The 17,032-nt window shown below is 70.2% G+C and carries 15 protein-coding genes; 12 read left to right on the top strand and 3 right to left on the bottom strand.

The genetic code is table 11. The features are described 5' to 3' along the window. Positions 1-73 precede the first annotated feature (73 nt). The 12 genes from uvrC to ACFYQ5_RS27195 all read left to right on the top strand — a co-directional run bounded on the left by uvrC (position 74) and on the right by ACFYQ5_RS27195 (position 13,542). A complete protein-coding gene (gene uvrC / locus ACFYQ5_RS27250) occupies positions 74-2,206 on the top strand; it encodes an excinuclease ABC subunit UvrC (RefSeq protein ID WP_389201281.1) in 2,133 nt (710 codons plus the stop codon). Then, on the top strand, positions 2,203-3,168 hold the full coding sequence (rapZ, locus tag ACFYQ5_RS27245) for an RNase adapter RapZ (protein WP_389201279.1): 966 nt from the start codon (positions 2,203-2,205) through the stop codon (positions 3,166-3,168). Before uvrC ends, rapZ begins: the two co-directional genes overlap by 4 nt. Further along, positions 3,165-4,196, top strand: coding sequence for a uridine diphosphate-N-acetylglucosamine-binding protein YvcK (gene yvcK, locus ACFYQ5_RS27240; RefSeq protein ID WP_389201277.1), 1,032 nt, complete (start codon positions 3,165-3,167; stop codon positions 4,194-4,196). The genes rapZ and yvcK overlap by 4 nt, the downstream gene beginning before the upstream one ends. Beyond that, the gene (gene whiA, locus ACFYQ5_RS27235; protein WP_104789934.1) at positions 4,187-5,176 is read left to right on the top strand and encodes a DNA-binding protein WhiA; all 990 of its coding nucleotides are present in this window, start codon (positions 4,187-4,189) and stop codon (positions 5,174-5,176) included. Before yvcK ends, whiA begins: the two co-directional genes overlap by 10 nt. A 633-nt stretch (positions 5,177-5,809) precedes the next feature. After that, positions 5,810-6,820: a type I glyceraldehyde-3-phosphate dehydrogenase gene (gene gap / locus ACFYQ5_RS27230; RefSeq protein WP_329227566.1), complete on the top strand. Its 1,011-nt coding sequence runs from the start codon at positions 5,810-5,812 to the stop codon at positions 6,818-6,820. A 112-nt stretch (positions 6,821-6,932) separates the two neighbouring features. Beyond that, positions 6,933-8,144 (top strand): phosphoglycerate kinase, encoded by a 1,212-nt coding sequence (locus ACFYQ5_RS27225; protein ID WP_389201276.1) that lies wholly within the window; start codon positions 6,933-6,935, stop codon positions 8,142-8,144. Between the two features lie 6 nt (positions 8,145-8,150). After that, entirely contained in the window at positions 8,151-8,927 is a 777-nt protein-coding gene (tpiA, locus tag ACFYQ5_RS27220) for a triose-phosphate isomerase (protein ID WP_389201274.1), read from the top strand. Positions 8,928-9,040: 113 nt separating this feature from the next. Further along, on the top strand, positions 9,041-9,277 hold the full coding sequence (gene secG / locus ACFYQ5_RS27215; protein ID WP_031094498.1) for a preprotein translocase subunit SecG: 237 nt from the start codon (positions 9,041-9,043) through the stop codon (positions 9,275-9,277). Between the two features lie 109 nt (positions 9,278-9,386). After that, complete coding sequence (locus ACFYQ5_RS27210) at positions 9,387-9,722, top strand: RNA polymerase-binding protein RbpA (protein ID WP_078598194.1); 336 nt, start codon at positions 9,387-9,389, stop codon at positions 9,720-9,722. 155 nt (positions 9,723-9,877) lie between these two features. Continuing rightward, positions 9,878-11,530 (top strand): glucose-6-phosphate isomerase, encoded by a 1,653-nt coding sequence (pgi, locus tag ACFYQ5_RS27205; protein ID WP_389201273.1) that lies wholly within the window; start codon positions 9,878-9,880, stop codon positions 11,528-11,530. A 3-nt stretch (positions 11,531-11,533) separates the two neighbouring features. Then, on the top strand, positions 11,534-12,037 hold the full coding sequence (locus ACFYQ5_RS27200) for a PH domain-containing protein (protein WP_389201272.1): 504 nt from the start codon (positions 11,534-11,536) through the stop codon (positions 12,035-12,037). Beyond that, positions 12,034-13,542, top strand: coding sequence for a PH domain-containing protein (locus ACFYQ5_RS27195; protein WP_389201270.1), 1,509 nt, complete (start codon positions 12,034-12,036; stop codon positions 13,540-13,542). Before ACFYQ5_RS27200 ends, ACFYQ5_RS27195 begins: the two co-directional genes overlap by 4 nt. Positions 13,543-13,691: 149 nt before the next feature. On the opposite strand, the gene pgl is transcribed toward ACFYQ5_RS27195, so the two are convergent. The 3 genes from pgl to zwf are packed head-to-tail and all read right to left on the bottom strand — an operon-like array spanning position 13,692 to position 17,031. Further along, on the bottom strand, positions 13,692-14,474 hold the full coding sequence (pgl, locus tag ACFYQ5_RS27190) for a 6-phosphogluconolactonase (RefSeq protein ID WP_389201268.1): 783 nt from the start codon (positions 14,472-14,474) through the stop codon (positions 13,692-13,694). After that, positions 14,471-15,502, bottom strand: coding sequence for a glucose-6-phosphate dehydrogenase assembly protein OpcA (gene opcA / locus ACFYQ5_RS27185; protein WP_389201266.1), 1,032 nt, complete (start codon positions 15,500-15,502; stop codon positions 14,471-14,473). The genes pgl and opcA overlap by 4 nt, the downstream gene beginning before the upstream one ends. Continuing rightward, complete coding sequence (gene zwf / locus ACFYQ5_RS27180) at positions 15,499-17,031, bottom strand: glucose-6-phosphate dehydrogenase (RefSeq protein WP_389201263.1); 1,533 nt, start codon at positions 17,029-17,031, stop codon at positions 15,499-15,501. Before zwf ends, opcA begins: the two co-directional genes overlap by 4 nt. Position 17,032: the final 1 nt, after the last annotated feature.

Genomic DNA, 17,032 nt, shown 5'->3' with positions numbered 1-17,032 from the left:
GCAAGCCCCTTGCGCAGGCCCTCGTGGCCACGGACATGCCGCCCTGTCACTGCCCGCCAGTAGGGTGTGAGACATGGCAGACCCCTCCAGCTACCGACCCAGGCCGGGACAGATCCCCGACTCCCCGGGGGTCTACAAATTCCGCGACGAGCACCGCCGGGTGATCTACGTCGGGAAGGCCAAGAACCTGCGTCAGCGCCTGGCCAACTACTTCCAGGACCTGGCCGGTCTGCACCCGCGTACCCGCACGATGGTCACCACGGCCGCCTCCGTGGAATGGACCGTGGTCTCCACCGAGGTCGAGGCACTTCAGCTGGAGTACTCCTGGATCAAGGAGTTCGACCCCCGGTTCAACGTCAAGTACCGCGACGACAAGAGCTACCCGTACCTCGCGGTCACGCTCAACGAGGAGTTCCCGCGTGTCCAGGTGATGCGCGGCGCCAAGAAGAAGGGCGTGCGTTACTTCGGTCCGTACGGGCACGCCTGGGCGATCCGCGAGACCGTCGACCTGATGCTCCGGGTCTTCCCCGTCCGTACCTGCTCCGCAGGTGTCTTCAAGAACGCCGAGCGGACCGGCCGGCCCTGCCTCCTCGGCTACATCGGCAAGTGCTCCGCCCCGTGCGTCGGACGGGTCACCCCCGAGGAGCACCGGGATCTGGCCGACGAATTCTGCGACTTCATGGCAGGCCGCACCGGGACCTACATCCGCCGCCTCGAGAAGGACATGATGCAGGCGGCCGAGGAGATGGAGTACGAGCGCGCGGCGCGGCTGCGCGACGACGCGGGGGCGCTGAAGCGGGCCATGGAGAAGAGCGCAGTCGTCCTCGCCGACGCCACCGACGCCGACCTGATCGCCGTGGCCGAGGACGAGCTCGAGGCGGCGGTGCAGATCTTCCACGTCCGCGGTGGCCGGGTGCGGGGCCAGCGGGGCTGGGTGACCGACAAGGTGGAGGCCGTCGACACGGCGGGCCTGGTGGAGCACGCGCTCCAGCAGCTGTACGGGGAGGAGTCGGGCGACTCCGTCCCCAAGGAGGTACTGGTCCCGGCGCTCCCCGAGGACCCCGACGCCGTGTCCCAGTGGCTCGCGGGCCGCAGGGGGTCCCAGGTCAGCCTGCGCATCCCGCAGCGGGGCGACAAGAAGGACCTGATGGGCACGGTCCAGCGCAACGCCCAGCAGGCGCTGGGGCTGCACAAGACCAAGCGCGCCTCCGACCTCACGACGCGCTCCCGCGCCCTGGAGGAGATCGCCGAGGCGCTCGGTCTCGACACCGCTCCGCTGCGCGTCGAATGCTTCGACATCTCGCACCTCCAGGGTGATGACGTGGTCGCGTCCATGGTGGTGTTCGAGGACGGGCTCGCACGCAAGAGCGAGTACCGCCGCTTCCAGATCAAGGGCTTCGAGGGACAGGACGACGTCCGGTCGATGCACGAGGTCATCGGCCGCCGCTTCAAGCGCTACCTCCAGGAGAAGGAGCGGACGGGGGAGTGGGAGGAGACCCCGGCACCCACAGGCCCCGTCCCCGCACCCGCGGAGGCCGTGGCTCCCGGTGGACCCGTGCCCGGTGGACCCGTGCCCGGTGAACCCGCGGCGCCGGACCTCACAGCCCCTGCCGCGCAGGACCCCGCTCCCGGCCGTGAGGAGCCCCGCGAGGAGCCCCAGGAGCCCCGCGAGGACGACGGCCGTCCCAAGCGCTTCGCCTACCCGCCGCAGCTCGTCGTGGTCGACGGAGGGCAGCCCCAGGTCGCCGCCGCCAAGCGTGCCCTGGACGAGCTGGGCATCGACGACATCGCCGTCTGCGGTCTCGCCAAGCGCCTCGAAGAGGTCTGGCTGCCCGATGACGACGACCCGGTGGTCCTGCCCCGCTCCAGCGAGGGCCTTTACCTCCTCCAGCGCATCCGGGACGAGGCCCACCGCTTCGCCATCACCTACCAGCGGGCCAAGCGGGCCAAGCGCATCCGCAGCAGCCCCCTGGACGACGTCCCGGGCCTCGGCGAGACCCGGAAGCAGGCGCTGATCAAGCATTTCGGCTCCGTCAAGAAGCTGAGGCAGGCGACAATCGAAGAGATCTGCGAGGTTCCGGGGATAGGGCGCAGGACCGCGGAATCGGTGGCCGTCGCCTTCGCCGCGGCCGCCCCGGCCGCACCCGCCGTGAACACGGCCACTGGAGAGATCATCGAAGAGGACGACGGGGGCAGAAGGACATGACCGAGCACACGCAGGAACACCAGGACGACAGCGGCCGAGCAGACGGAGCAGCAGACGTGAGTACGGGAAGCACCACGGAGAAGGCCGAGGCCACCACGCCCGCCATCCCCGAGCTGGTGATCATCTCCGGAATGTCGGGCGCGGGGCGCAGCACCGCCGCCAAGTGTCTGGAGGACCTCGGCTGGTTCGTCGTCGACAACCTGCCGCCCGCTCTGATCCCCACGATGGTGGAGCTCGGTGCCCGGTCCCAGGGCAACGTCGCCCGCATCGCCGTCGTCGTCGACGTACGGGGCCGGCGCTTCTTCGACAACCTCCGGGAGTCCCTCGCGGACCTGGCGGCCAAGCACGTCACCCGGCGGATCGTCTTCCTGGAGTCCTCCGACGACGCCCTCGTACGCCGTTTCGAATCGGTCCGCCGCCCGCACCCGCTCCAGGGCGACGGCCGTATCGTCGACGGCATCGCGGCCGAGCGTGACCTGCTGCGCGAGCTGCGGGGCGACGCCGACCTGGTCATCGACACCTCCAGCCTCAACGTGCACGAACTGCGGGCCAAGATGGACGCCCAGTTCGCCGGTGACGAGGAGCCGGAGCTCCGGGCGACGGTCATGTCCTTCGGCTTCAAGTACGGGCTGCCGGTCGACGCCGACCTCGTCGTGGACTGCCGCTTCCTGCCCAATCCGCACTGGGTTCCCGAGCTCCGTCCGTTCACCGGGCTCAACGAGGAGGTGTCCGACTACGTCTTCAACCAGCCGGGCGCCAAGGAGTTCCTCAACCAGTACACGGAGCTGCTGCAGCTCATCGCCGCCGGGTACCGCCGTGAGGGCAAGCGGTACGTGACCATCGCCGTCGGGTGCACGGGCGGTAAGCACCGCTCCGTCGCGATGTCGGAGAAGCTGGCCGCGCGGCTGGCCACCGAAGGGGTCGAAACCGTCCTCGTCCACCGGGACATGGGGCGAGAGTGACCAGTCGCAATCTGCGTCTGCGGCGGTTGAGCAGGGCCACGGCCGCGCTCTCCGGCCGCAACCGCGGCACACCCAAGGTCGTGGCCCTCGGCGGCGGCATGGGCCTGTCGGCGTCGCTCACGGCGCTGCGCAGGATCACCGGCGACCTCACGGCCGTGGTGACCGTCGCCGACGACGGCGGCTCCAGCGGCCGGCTCCGCGAGGAGCTCGGTGTCCTTCCGCCGGGTGACCTGCGCAAAGCGCTCGCCGCGCTCTGCGGCGACGACGAATGGGGACAGACCTGGGCCCAGGTCATCCAGCACCGCTTCGAGTCCAAGGGCGATCTGCACGAGCACGCGGTGGGCAATCTGCTCATCGTCGCCCTCTGGGAACAGCTGGGCGACCACGTCCAGGCCCTCGACCTGGTCGGCAAGCTGCTCGGGGCGCACGGCAGGGTGCTGCCGATGTCCGCAGTGCCCCTGGAGCTCCAGGCCCTCGTGCGGGGGCACGACCCGGAGCGCCCCGAGGACACGGTCACCGTGCGCGGGCAGGCGACGGTGGCGCTGACCCCGGGGGAGGTGCAGTCGGTCCACGTCGTGCCGGCCGACCCGCCGGCGGTCCCCGAGGCGGTTGCCGCCGTCCTCGACGCCGATTGGGTGGTTCTTGGCCCGGGGTCCTGGTTTTCCTCCGTGATTCCGCATCTGCTGGTGCCGGAGCTGCTCGACGCACTGGTGACGACGAAGGCCCGTAAGGTCCTCTCGCTGAACCTCGCACCACAGCCCGGTGAAACAGAAGGGTTCTCACCGCAGCGTCATTTGGAGGTTTTGGGACGACACGCCCCTAAACTCGCCATGGACGTGGTGCTGGCCGACGAGGCCGCCGTGCCCGACCGCGAGTCCCTCGCCGACGCCGCACAGCGGCTCGGAGCCGTGGTCGAGCTGGCCCCCGTGGCCTCACCCGACGGCGTTCCGATTCATGATCCGGAGCTGTTGGCCGCCGCGTACGACCGTATTTTTCGGATGCATGGAAGGATCGGCCCATGGCGATGACGCCAGCGGTGAAGGACGAAATCTCTCGGCTTCCCGTGACCCGGACCTGCTGCAGAAAGGCGGAGGTCTCGGCGATTCTTCGGTTCGCGGGTGGGCTGCACCTGGTGAGCGGCCGGATCGTGATCGAGGCCGAGCTGGACACGGGGAGCGCGGCACGCAGGCTCAAGCGGGACATCCTGGAGATCTTCGGGCACAGCTCGGAGCTGATCGTGATGGCCCCCGGCGGACTGCGCCGCGGTTCGCGTTTCGTCGTACGTGTGGTGGCGGGCGGCGACCAGCTGGCCCGCCAGACCGGGCTGGTGGACGGCCGCGGCCGTCCCATCCGCGGGCTGCCCCCGCAGGTGGTCTCGGGGGCCACCTGCGACGCGGAGGCCGCCTGGCGCGGTGCCTTCCTGGCCCACGGTTCGCTGACCGAGCCGGGCCGTTCCTCCTCGCTGGAGGTGACCTGCCCCGGCCCTGAGGCCGCCCTCGCCCTGGTGGGCGCGGCCCGCAGGCTCTCGATCGCCGCCAAGGCCCGTGAGGTGCGGGGAGTGGACCGGGTCGTCGTCCGTGACGGTGACGCGATCGGCGCCCTGCTGACCCGCCTGGGAGCCCATGACGCGGTGCTCGCCTGGGAGGAGCGCCGGATGCGGCGCGAGGTCCGCGCCACGGCCAACCGGCTCGCCAACTTCGACGACGCCAACCTCCGCCGCTCGGCCCGCGCCGCGGTCGCCGCGGGTGCCCGGGTGGGGCGCGCGCTGGAGATCCTGGGCGAGGAGGTTCCGGAGCACCTCGCGGCGGCCGGACGGCTGCGCATGGAGCACAAGCAGGCCTCCCTGGAGGAGCTGGGGGCGCTCGCCGACCCGCCGCTGACCAAGGACGCGGTCGCGGGCCGGATCAGGCGGCTGCTGGCCATGGCTGACAAGCGGGCCCAGGACCTCGGTATCCCGGGCACGGAATCGACGCTGAGCGAGGAGCTCGCCGACGGCCTCGTGGGCTGAGACCCGCAGGAGGTCACCGGCCGCCCCACAGGCGCGGCCGGGGCCGGGCAGGCCGGGTTTTCCTTCCGTGGCGGGATCCATTCCGGAATTCGGCGGAGCGTCTTTTTCGGAATGGGCTCAGACGTCACCTCGCGGGATTGATTGAGCGCCACCCCGCACGATTGAGCGGGACGGGGTTCCGCGGTTCCCTCGCCCGGCAGTCCGGGAAATATGCACCCGGCACTTTTATCGATTGAGTGCGACTCCGCCCAATTGAGCGAAGGTGTGGCGGGCGGCATTCGCGGGTGCGGGCGGCGGGGAGGGGTGTCAGGGCTGAGCCCGCGTCAGCGGCCGCCGTTGGTGACTGCCGGTGACAGTGGGCGAGCCGAAGCCGGCGTCCACCGGGTCCCCACAAGGGGGCCGGGTCGGCCGGAGGTTGACGCTCGGTGGTCATGCGGTGCGCGGTGGTCGTCCTCGCCGGTCCGTCCGGCCGGATTTCCTTACTCCTACCGGGGAGTAAGAGGATCTCTCTTCCCGGCGTCCCTCTCGATGTCACCCCGGAGCCTTCGGAGAGGTAGGGTCGGAGGCGGTCGGGGACATCCCTATAAAACTCGCCGGCATCGAAACCGGCGTTCCTAACGAGGAGATCGGTTCGTGACGATCCGCGTAGGCATCAACGGCTTTGGCCGCATCGGTCGTAACTACTTCCGCGCGCTGCTGGAGCAGGGTGCGGACATCGAGATCGTGGCTGTCAACGACCTGGGTGACACTGCGACCACGGCTCACCTGCTGAAGTACGACACCATTCTGGGTCGTCTCAAGGCAGAGGTCAGCCACACCGCCGACACCATCACCGTCGACGGGCACACCATCAAGGTGCTCTCCGAGCGCAACCCGGCGGACATCCCCTGGGGTGAGCTGGGCGTCGACATCGTCATCGAGTCGACCGGCATCTTCACCAAGAAGGCCGACGCCGCGAAGCACATCGCCGGTGGCGCCAAGAAGGTCCTCATCTCGGCTCCGGCCAAGGACGAGGACATCACCATCGTGATGGGCGTCAACCAGGACAAGTACGACGCGGCCAACCACCACGTCATCTCCAACGCCTCCTGCACCACCAACTGTGTGGCGCCGATGGCCAAGGTTCTCGACGAGAACTTCGGCATCGTCAAGGGCCTGATGACGACGGTCCACGCGTACACGAACGACCAGCGCATCCTGGACTTCCCGCACTCGGACCTGCGTCGCGCCCGCGCCGCCGCCGAGAACATCATCCCGACCACGACGGGCGCCGCCAAGGCGACCGCCCTGGTCCTCCCGCAGCTCAAGGGCAAGCTCGACGGCATCGCGATGCGTGTCCCGGTCCCGACCGGTTCCGCCACCGACCTCGTCGTGACCCTGCAGCGCGAGGTCACCAAGGACGAGGTCAACGCCGCCTTCAAGAAGGCTTCCGACGACGGCGACCTCAAGGGCTTCCTGACCTACACCGAGGACCCGATCGTCTCCTCGGACATCGTCGGCGACCCGTCGTCCTGCACCTTCGACTCCTCCCTGACCATGGTCCAGGAGGGCAACTCGGTGAAGATCCTCGGCTGGTACGACAACGAGTGGGGTTACTCCAACCGCCTCGTCGACCTGACCGTCTTCGTCGGCGGCCAGCTCTGATCCTAGGATCGGCAGGCATCCAGGTGTGATGTGAGGGGCTCGGACGGCGCAATGCGGCGCCGTTCGAGCCCCCTTGCATGCTCATCAGTCCTTCCAAGGAGTATGGGAACAGATGAAGACGATCGACGAACTTCTCGCCGAAGGGGTCGCGGGCAAGCGGGTATTCGTCCGCGCCGACCTCAACGTGCCGCTGGACGGCACCACGATCACCGACGACGGTCGCATCCGCGCCGTCCGGCCGACGGTCGCCGAGCTCGCCGCAGCCGGTGCGCGGGTCATCGTCGCCTCGCACCTCGGCCGCCCGAAGGGCGCCCCGGACCCGGCCTTCTCGCTGGCCCCCGCCGCCGCGCGCCTCGGTGAACTGCTCGGTGCCGAGGTCGCCTTCGCGACCGACACCGTCGGCGAGTCCGCCCGCGCCACGGTCGCCGCCCTCACCGACGGCCAGGTGGCCGTCATCGAGAACCTCCGCTTCAACGCCGGTGAGACGTCGAAGGACGACGCCGAGCGCGGCGCCTTCGCCGACCAGCTCGCCGAGCTCGCCGATGTGTACGTGGGCGACGGCTTCGGTGCCGTCCACCGCAAGCACGCCTCGGTCTTCGACCTCCCGGCCCGGCTGCCGCACGCCGCCGGCGGACTGATCGCCACCGAGGTCGGCGTCCTGAAGAAGCTCACCGAGGACGTCGCGCGCCCCTACGCCGTGGTCCTCGGCGGCGCCAAGGTCTCCGACAAGCTCGGCGTCATCGACCACCTGCTGGAGAAGGCCGACCGCATCCTGATCGGCGGCGGCATGGCGTACACCTTCCTCAAGGCCAAGGGGCACGAGGTGGGCATCTCGCTGCTCCAGGAGGACCAGGTCCCGGCCGTCCAGGGTTACCTCAAGCGGGCCGAGGAGCTCGGTGTGGAGTTCGTGCTCCCCGTCGACGTCCTCGTCGCGGGGGAGTTCCCGGACCTGAAGACCAAGGCCCCGGCCAACCCCACCACGGTCGCCGCCGACGCCATCCCGGCCGACCAGGAGGGTCTGGACATCGGGCCCGAGACCCGCACGCTGTACGCAGCGAAGCTCGCCGACGCGGCCACCGTCTTCTGGAACGGCCCGATGGGCGTCTTCGAGCACCCCGACTACGCCGAGGGCACCAAGGCGGTCGCCCAGGCCCTCGTCGACTCCCAGGCCTTCAGCGTCGTCGGCGGTGGGGACTCCGCTGCGGCCGTCCGTATCCTGGGCTTCGACGAGAACGCATTCGGCCACATCTCGACCGGTGGCGGCGCCAGCCTCGAATACCTCGAGGGCAAGACGCTTCCCGGACTCGCCGCACTGGAGGACTGACCCCTGATGAGCACCCGCACCCCGCTGATGGCGGGCAACTGGAAGATGAACCTCAACCACCTCGAGGCCATCGCACACGTCCAGAAGCTCTCCTTCGCCCTGGTCGACAAGGACTACGACGCCGTCGAGGTCGCCGTCCTGCCGCCCTTCACAGACCTGCGTTCCGTGCAGACCCTGGTCGACGGCGACAAGCTGAAGATCAAGTACGGCGCCCAGGACATCTCGGCCCAGGACTCCGGCGCCTACACCGGTGAGATCTCGGGTCCCATGCTTGCCAAGCTGAAGTGCACGTACGTGGCCGTAGGTCACAGCGAGCGCCGCCAGTACCACGGTGAGGACGACGAGGTCTGCAACGCCAAGGTGAAGGCCGCGTACAAGCACGGCCTGACCCCGATCCTCTGCGTCGGCGAGGGCCTGGACATCCGCAAGGCCGGTGACCAGGTCTCCTACACGCTCGCACAGCTCGACGGCGCGCTGAAGGACATCCCGGCCGAGCAGGCCGAGTCCGTCGTGATCGCCTACGAGCCGGTCTGGGCCATCGGAACCGGCGAGGTCGCCACCCCCGAGGACGCCCAGGAGGTCTGCGGCGCGATCCGCAGCCGGCTGGCCGAGCTGTACTCGCAGGAGCTGGCCGACGCCGTCCGCATCCAGTACGGCGGCTCGGTGAAGTCCGGCAACGTCGCGGCCATCATGGCGCAGCCCGACGTGGACGGTGCCCTGATCGGCGGCGCCGCGCTCGACGCCGACGAGTTCGTCAAGATCGTCCGGTTCCGCGACCAGTGAGTATGCGGTAGCGCGGATCCGTCGTACCCTTGCGGGGGCCGAGGGGGGTCTACCCTCTGGCCCCCGCTGTTCGTACATGCAGTCCTAGGAATTCCGGAAAGTAGGGACCAGCCGTGGTTTTGGCGTTCGAGATCGCCCTGATCGTCTTCAGCCTGCTGCTGATGCTGCTGGTGCTGATGCACAAGGGAAAGGGCGGCGGCCTTTCCGACATGTTCGGTGGTGGAATGCAGTCTTCCGTGGGTGGCTCTTCGGTTGCCGAGCGGAACCTCGACCGCATCACCGTCGTGGTCGGTCTGGGCTGGTTCGCGTGCATTGTCGTCCTCGCCCTGCTCATCAAGCTGGACAGCTGACCCGTCGTCGGCGATTCCCGGTGAGGGTGTAACTCCTTTCACTGGACGCGCGTTGGGCCTTACGTAGACTGGGGCATCTTCGAGCACCATCACGCAGGGAGTTACGACCGTGGCAAGTGGCAACGCGATCCGGGGAAGCCGGGTCGGAGCGGGGCCGATGGGGGAGGCCGAGCGAGGCGAGTCCGCGCCGCGCCTCCGCATCTCCTTCTGGTGCTCGAACGGGCACGAGACGCAGCCGAGCTTCGCCCATGACGCGCAGGTACCGGAGACCTGGGACTGCCCGCGCTGCGGCTTCCCGGCCGGACAGGACCGGGACAGCCCGCCGGCGCCACCGCGCACCGAACCGTACAAGACGCACCTGGCGTACGTGCGTGAGCGGCGCAGCGACGCGGACGGCGAGGCCATCCTCGCGGAAGCCCTCGCGAAGCTCCGCGGCGAGATCTAGACGTTGTTCACCGGCCGGCCACCCCCTGGGTGTCCGGCCGGAATCCGTAGGTCGCTCCGTAGCCCGCCGATGCCCCGCCACACCCCCCGGATCATTTAGGTTGGAGGGGCAGCGGGGAAGGTTGCAGGTACGAGAAGAAGTGGGCGATTTCCGGGATGAACGCACAAAGCCGAACCAAGCTCAACCAGACGCCCGAGTGGGCGGCTCTCGGTAAGCACCGTGAGGAGTTCGGCGACACGCATCTGCGCCGGCTGTTCGCGGACACGCCGGACCGTGGGGCCGCGTACACCCTCAGGGTCGGCGACCTCCACATCGACTACTCCAAGCACCTGGTCACCGACGAGACGCTCCGTCTGCTGCGCGCCCTCGCCGTGGCGACGGACGTCGCCGGGCTGCGGGACGCCATGTTCCGCGGCGAGAAGATCAACACCACCGAGGACCGCGCCGTCCTGCACACCGCGCTGCGCGCCCCGCGCGACGCCGTGACCGAGGTCGACGGCGAGAACGTGGTGCCGGCCGTGCACGCCGTCCTCGACCGGATGTCCGCCTTCTCCGACCGGGTCAGGGCAGGGGAGTGGACCGGTCACACCGGCAAGCCGGTCAAGAACATCGTGAACATCGGCATCGGCGGCTCCGACCTCGGACCGGCCATGGCCTACGAGGTGCTGCGCTCCTTCACGGACCGTTCGCTCACCGTCCGCTTCGTGTCGAACGTCGACGGTGCGGACCTCCACGAGGCCGTCCGTGACCTGGACCCGGCCGAGACGCTGTTCATCGTCGCGTCCAAGACCTTCACCACGATCGAGACCATCACCAACGCCACCTCCGCCCGCGACTGGCTCCTCACCGGGCTGAAGGCCGGTCAGGAAGCCGTCGCCAAGCACTTCGTGGCGCTGTCGACCAACGCGGACAAGGTCACGGACTTCGGCATCGACACGGCCAACATGTTCGAGTTCTGGGACTGGGTCGGCGGCCGCTACTCCTTCGACTCGGCGATCGGCCTCTCGCTGATGATCGCCATCGGCCCGGACCGGTTCCGCGAGATGCTCGACGGATTCCACCTCGTCGACGAGCATTTCCGCAGGGCGCCCGCCGAGGAGAACGCCCCGCTGCTGCTCGGCCTGCTGGGCGTCTGGTACGGCCAGTTCTTCGACGCGCAGTCCCACGCGGTCCTGCCGTACAGCCACTATCTGTCCAAGTTCACCGCGTACTTGCAGCAGCTGGACATGGAGTCCAACGGCAAGTCCGTGGACCGGAACGGCAATCCGGTCGAGTGGGAGACCGGACCGGTCGTCTGGGGCACCCCCGGCACCAACGGGCAGCACGCCTACTACCAGCTGATCCACCAGGGTACGAAGATCATCCCGGCCGACTTCATCGGCTTCGCGTCCCCGGTCCAGGACCTGTTGCCCGGGCTGATCGCCCAGCACGACCTGCTGATGGCCAACTTCTTCGCGCAGACCCAGGCCCTCGCCTTCGGCAAGACGCCTGACGAGGTCCGTGCGGAAGGTGTCGCGGAGGAGCTGGTGCCGCACAAGACGTTCCGCGGCAACCACCCGACCACCACGATCCTCGCCGACCGGCTCACCCCTTCGGTGCTCGGCCAGCTGATCGCGCTGTACGAGCACAAGGTCTTCGTCCAGGGCGCCGTCTGGAACATCGACTCCTTCGACCAGTGGGGCGTCGAGCTGGGCAAGGTACTCGCCAAGAGGATCGAGCCGGTCCTGACCGAGGGCACGGGCGGCGAACAGCTGGACAGCTCCACCGCCGCGCTCGTCTCGGCGTACCGCTCGCTGCGGGGCCGCTGAGCCATGACCACGGGGGAGGGGACGGTACGGCTCAGGCCGCCGCGCAACGCACCGGACCGGCGGGCGGTCGGGTGGTGGCGGACCCAGTGGCTGCTGCTGACGGCGGCCCCGGTCGCGGTCCTCGGCATCCTGGGCGCGCTCATCGAGCCCGCCAGGTTCTGGCTGCTGCTGCCTGCCGCGGTGCTCGCGGCCGGAGGCCTGCTGTGCGCCGTCCTCTTTCCCTTCTGGTGGTTCCGCACCCACCGCTGGGAGGTCACCGACGAGGCGGTCTACGTGAGTACCGGGGCCTTTCTGCGGGAGTGGCGGATCGCGCCGATGTCCCGCATCCAGACCGTGGACACCGTGCGCGGCCCCCTGGAACAGCTCTTCGGGCTGGCCACGGTCACCGTCACCACCGCGTCCGCCAAGGGCGCCGTACAGATCGAGGGGCTCACCCACGAGGTCGCCGCCGATCTCGTCGAGCGGCTGACCCGCATCACCCAGGACACCCCCGGGGACGCCACATGAGCACGGCCGCCGACAGCGGCCCCGGCTGGCGGCGGCTCCATCCCCGTACGGTCCTGGTCACCGCGCTGGTCACGGCGGGAGTGGCCGCGGGCGCGGCCGTGCCGGTCACGGTCGCGCTGTCCGGCCGTCTCGGGTACGCGACAGCCGTCGGCTGGGCCCTGGCGGGAGCCGCCCTGCTGATCGGCTGCGCGGCCGCCGGCGACTACGTACGGTGGCGGCGCACCCGGTACCGTGTCGGCGCCGAGCGCGTCGACCTGCACACCGGACTCCTCCTGGTGAAGCGCCGCTCGCTGGCCCGCGAGCGGATCCGCAGCGTCGACCTCACCGCCCATCCGCTGCTGCGGATCCTCGGGCTGGTCACGGTGCGGATCGGCACCGGGGAGCACGCGGGCGGCGACTCCACCCTCGAACTGGACCCCGTCGCCCGTGCCGAGGGCGAGCGGCTGCGCCGTGACCTCCTCGACCGCGCCGTCGCCGAGGTCGCCGGGACGCACCGCGACGGCGAACTGGCCACGCTCGACACCCGGTGGATCCGCTACGCACCCGTCTCCTTCGCCACGCCCCTGCTCGGTGGTGCTGCGGCCGGCGGTGTGATGCAGGTCAGCGAGTGGGTCGGGGCGCAGGCCGAGGTGATCCACTGGATCGCCGACCGCTTTCGGGACACCCCGCTGGTCTGGATGATCGTCGCCCTGGTCGTGGCGGCCCTGGTCGCCGGTGTGATCGGAGCACTCGGGCTGTGGATCGAGATGTGGTGGAACTACCGCCTGGAGCGCGAACAGGGCGGCACCCTGCGGGTGCGGCGCGGACTGTTCACCTCGCGCTCCCTGTCCGTCGAGGAACGGCGTCTGCGCGGGGTGGACCTGGTGGAACCCCTCGGCGCGCGGCTGGCGGGCGCCGCCCGGGTCGACGCGATCGCCACCGGCCTGAGCAGCGACGAGGAGTCGCGGAGCGCCGACCACAACACGCTGCTGCCGGCCGCGCCCCGTGCACTGGCCGACACCATCGCCGCGGAAGTGCTGCGCGAGCCGGTCACCCCGACGGGCGCCCCGCTCACCGCGCACCCCCGGGCGGCCCGTGGGCGACGGTTGCGCCGTGCCCTGGCGGTGACCCTGGCGCCCGTGCTGGTCCAGGTACTGCTGGGCGTCCTGCTGACCCCCGTACTGCTGTGGACCGCGCTCGGCTGCGCGGTGGTGTCGGTGCCCGTCGCCGTGCTGCTGGCCCTCGACGCGTACCGCTCGTTGGGGCACACACTCAGCGGCGGCTACCTGGTGACCCGCTCCGGTTCGGTCCGGCGCTCCACCGCGGCTCTGCAGCGGTCCGGGGTGATCGGCTGGTCGGTGCGGCAGTCCTTCTTCCAGCGCCGTGCCGGGCTGTTGAGCGTCACCGCCACGACGGCCGCCGGAGGCGGCGCCTACACGGCGCACGACACCGACGCGTCGGAGGGCCTCGTCTTCGCCGCCGACGCCGTCCCGGGGCTGCTGGAGCCCTTCCTGGAGCGTGGCTGAGCCGACAAGTCAGGGCCCTGTGCGCGCTGCCGTCGGCCGGAACGGAGCGAAGTGCCCCGGTCCTGCTCCACCCCGCGGCCGGTTGCCGCACGACATGGCGAACGGCCCGGCCCGCTACGAAGAGCGGGCCGGGCCGTTGTCACGCTCTCCTACGCCGACGCGGGCGGGTACAGCGCCCGCGGCAGCTTCGAGGCCGCCGCGGCGTCCAGCAGCCACAAGGTGCGGCTACGGCCGTACGCTCCCGCCGCCGGTGCCTGGATCTCCCCGGCCCCGGACAGCGCGATCTCCGCCGCCTCCGCCTTGTCCTCCCCCGCGGCCAGCAGCCACACCTCACGCGCCGCCCGGATGGCGGGCAGCGTGAGCGAGACGCGGGTGGGCGGCGGCTTGGGGGCGCCGTGCACACCGACGACGGTGCGCTCGGTCTCCCGCACCGCGGGCAGCTCCGGGAAGAGCGACGCCACATGGGTGTCCGGGCCGACGCCCAGCATCAGCACGTCGAACGTCGGAACGGGCCCGTGGTCCTCCGGGCCCGCCGCGGCGGCGAGTTCCGCCGCGTACCCCGCGGCGGCCGCGTCGGCGTCGCCGCCGTACGGCCCGTCGGACGCCGGCATCGCGTGGACCCGGGAGGGGTCCAGCTCCACCGTGTCCAGCAGGGCCTCACGGGCCTGCGTGACATTGCGCTCCGGGTCGCCCTCGGGCAGGAACCGCTCGTCGCCCCACCAGAGATCGAGCCGCGACCAGTCGATCGCGTCCCGGGCGGGCGAGGCGGCGAGAGCGGCCAGCAGGCCGTTGCCGTTCCGCCCGCCGGTGAGGACCACCGAGGCGGAACCGCGGGCGGCCTGGGCGTCCACGACCTTCGTGATCAGCCTGGCCGCCGTGGCCTGAGCCATCAGCTCCTTGTCGCGGTGCACGACGAGCTGCGGTGCGCTCACTTCGACGCCGCCTTCTTGGCCGCCGCCTTCTTCGCGGCAGGGGCGGCGGAACCCGCCGGCTCCGGCCGCTTCTGCCCCGTACCCACGGACGACGGCTCCGTGGGTCCGCCGAGGCGCTCCACGCCGAACTTCACCGTGGCCTCGTAGATGTTGTCCGGGTCCAGACGGCGCAGTTCCTCCGCGAGGAGCTCCGCGGTCTCCCGCCGCTTCAGCGCGACGGCGCGGTCCGGCTGGCCGGCCATGCTGAGCGTGGCCAGCGAGCCGTCGGGCCGGTCCAGAACGATCGCGCCGTTCTTGGTCTCCAGCCGCACGGCCGTCAGACCGGGACCGCCCGAGTGGGTGCGCTCCACCGGGACCCCGAGCCGGTCCGCGAGCCACATGGCCAGCAGTTCGCAGCTCGGGTTGTCGGACTCGCCCTCGACCGTCGCGGAGACGATCTGCGCGGGCTGCTGGTCGAGCGCCGCCGCCAGCATCGAGCGCCACGGCGTGATGCGCGTCCAGGCCAGGTCCGTGTCCCCGGGCCGGTACGTGGCCGCGCGCACCGACAGCTCGTCGAGCGGGTGCTCGGCGGAGTAGGTGTCGGTGATGCGGCGCTGGGCGAGCGCGCCCAGCGGGTCCTTGGCCGGGTCCGCAGGGGCGTCCTCGGGCCACCACACCACGACCGGGGCGTCCGGCAGCAGGAGCGGCAGGACGACCGACTGGGCGTGGTTGGCCAGCTCACCGTGCAGACGCAGCACGACGGTCTCGCCCGAGCCCGCGTCGGAACCGACCCGGATCTCGGCGTCGAGCCGTGCGTCGCGCCGGGCGCGCGGCGACTTGCTGACCCGCTTGATCACCGCGATGATCCGCGACGGGTGCTCGCGGGAGGAGTCGCTCGCCGACCGGAGCGCGTCGTAGGCGTTCTCCTCGTCGGTGACGATGACGAGGGTGAGCACCATGCCGATGGCGGGCGTGCCGATGGAGCGGCGCGCCGAGACCAGGGCTTGATTGATCTTGCTGGACGTGGTTTCCGTGAGATCGATCTTCATGGCCGGCGCCAGCTCCGTCCGTCGCGTGCGAGCATCTCGTCGGCCTCGGCCGGTCCCCACGTGCCCGCCGGGTACTGGGCGGGCTTGCCGTGCTTGTCCCAGTACTCCTCGATCGGGTCGAGGATGTTCCAGGAGAGCTCGACCTCCTGGTGGCGCGGGAAGAGGTTGGCGTCACCGAGCAGCACATCGAGGATGAGCCGCTCGTACGCCTCCGGGCTGGACTCGGTGAAGGACTCGCCGTAGGCGAAGTCCATCGTGACGTCCCGTACCTCCATGGACGTCCCCGGCACCTTCGAGCCGAACCGGACCGTGACCCCCTCGTCCGGCTGCACCCGGATGACCAGGGCGTTGCCGCCGAGCTCCTCCGTCGCACCGGACTCGAAGGGCAGGTACGGGGCGCGCTTGAAGACGACCGCGATCTCGGTGACCCGGCGGCCGAGGCGCTTGCCGGTGCGGAGATAGAACGGCACGCCCGCCCAGCGGCGGTTGTTGATCGTCAGCTTGATCGCGGCGAAGGTGTCGGTCTTCGACTTGGGGTCGATACCGTCCTCCTCCAGATAGCCGAGCGCTTCCTCGCCGCCCTGCCAGGCGTGCGCGTACTGTCCGCGCACCGTGTGCTTGCCGAGGTCCTCGGGCAGCTCCACCGCCGTGAGCACCTTCAGCTTCTCGGCGACCAGGGCCTTCGGGTGGAAGGAGCCGGGCTCCTCCATCGCCGTCAGCGCCAGCAGCTGGAGCAGGTGGTTCTGGATGACGTCACGGGCCGCGCCGATGCCGTCGTAGTAACCGGCCCGGCCGCCGATGCCGATGTCCTCGGCCATCGTGATCTGGACGTGGTCGACGTACGACCTGTTCCAGATCGGCTCGAACATCGTGTTGGCGAAGCGCAGCGCCAGGATGTTCTGGACCGTCTCCTTGCCGAGGTAGTGGTCGATACGGAAGACCTCGTTCGGCGGGAAGACGTCGTGCACGAGCTGGTTCAGCTCCTGCGCGCTCTCCAGGTCGTGACCGAACGGCTTCTCGATGACGGCCCGCCGCCAGCTGCCTTCCTTCTGGTCGGCCAGCCCGTGCTTCTTGAGCTGCTCGACGACCTTGGGGAAGAACTTCGGCGGCACGGACAGGTAGAAGGCGAAGTTGCCGCCCGTGCCCTGCGCCTTGTCGAGTTCCTCGATCGTGCCCTTGAGGGTCTCGAACGCCGCGTCGTCGTCGAAGTTGCCCTGGACGAAACGCATGCCCTGGCTGAGCTGCTGCCAGACCTCTTCGCGGAACGGGGTGCGGGAATGCTCTTTGACGGCGTCGTGGACGACCTGGGCGAAGTCCTCGTCCTCCCAGTCGCGGCGCGCGAAGCCGATGAGCGAGAAGCCCGGTGGCAGCAGGCCGCGGTTGGCCAGGTCATAGACAGCGGGCATCAGCTTTTTACGGGACAAATCGCCCGTGACGCCAAAGATCACCAGGCCCGACGGCCCCGCGATACGCGGGAGCCGTCGGTCCTGGGCGTCACGGAGCGGGTTGGCTCCGGGAACACCAGACAAG

This window comes from Streptomyces sp. NPDC005794, from assembly GCF_042871445.1.
In the GTDB taxonomy this organism is placed as follows: domain Bacteria; phylum Actinomycetota; class Actinomycetes; order Streptomycetales; family Streptomycetaceae; genus Streptomyces.
Note: the sequence above shows the minus strand (reverse complement) of the source record. Positions and strands in the feature narration are given on the sequence as shown.

What these genes read in the sequence shown, in the direction of transcription:
- uvrC (WP_389201281.1), top strand. Translation starts at nt 74, where the DNA reads ATGGCAGACCCCTCCAGCTACCGACCCAGGCCGGGACAGATCCCCGAC.
- rapZ (WP_389201279.1), top strand. Translation starts at nt 2,203, where the DNA reads ATGACCGAGCACACGCAGGAACACCAGGACGACAGCGGCCGAGCAGAC.
- whiA (WP_104789934.1), top strand. Translation starts at nt 4,187, where the DNA reads ATGGCGATGACGCCAGCGGTGAAGGACGAAATCTCTCGGCTTCCCGTG.
- ACFYQ5_RS27225 (WP_389201276.1), top strand. Translation starts at nt 6,933, where the DNA reads ATGAAGACGATCGACGAACTTCTCGCCGAAGGGGTCGCGGGCAAGCGG.
- tpiA (WP_389201274.1), top strand. Translation starts at nt 8,151, where the DNA reads ATGAGCACCCGCACCCCGCTGATGGCGGGCAACTGGAAGATGAACCTC.
- pgi (WP_389201273.1), top strand. Translation starts at nt 9,878, where the DNA reads ATGAACGCACAAAGCCGAACCAAGCTCAACCAGACGCCCGAGTGGGCG.
- ACFYQ5_RS27200 (WP_389201272.1), top strand. Translation starts at nt 11,534, where the DNA reads ATGACCACGGGGGAGGGGACGGTACGGCTCAGGCCGCCGCGCAACGCA.
- ACFYQ5_RS27195 (WP_389201270.1), top strand. Translation starts at nt 12,034, where the DNA reads ATGAGCACGGCCGCCGACAGCGGCCCCGGCTGGCGGCGGCTCCATCCC.
- opcA (WP_389201266.1), bottom strand. Translation starts at nt 15,502, where the DNA reads ATGAAGATCGATCTCACGGAAACCACGTCCAGCAAGATCAATCAAGCC.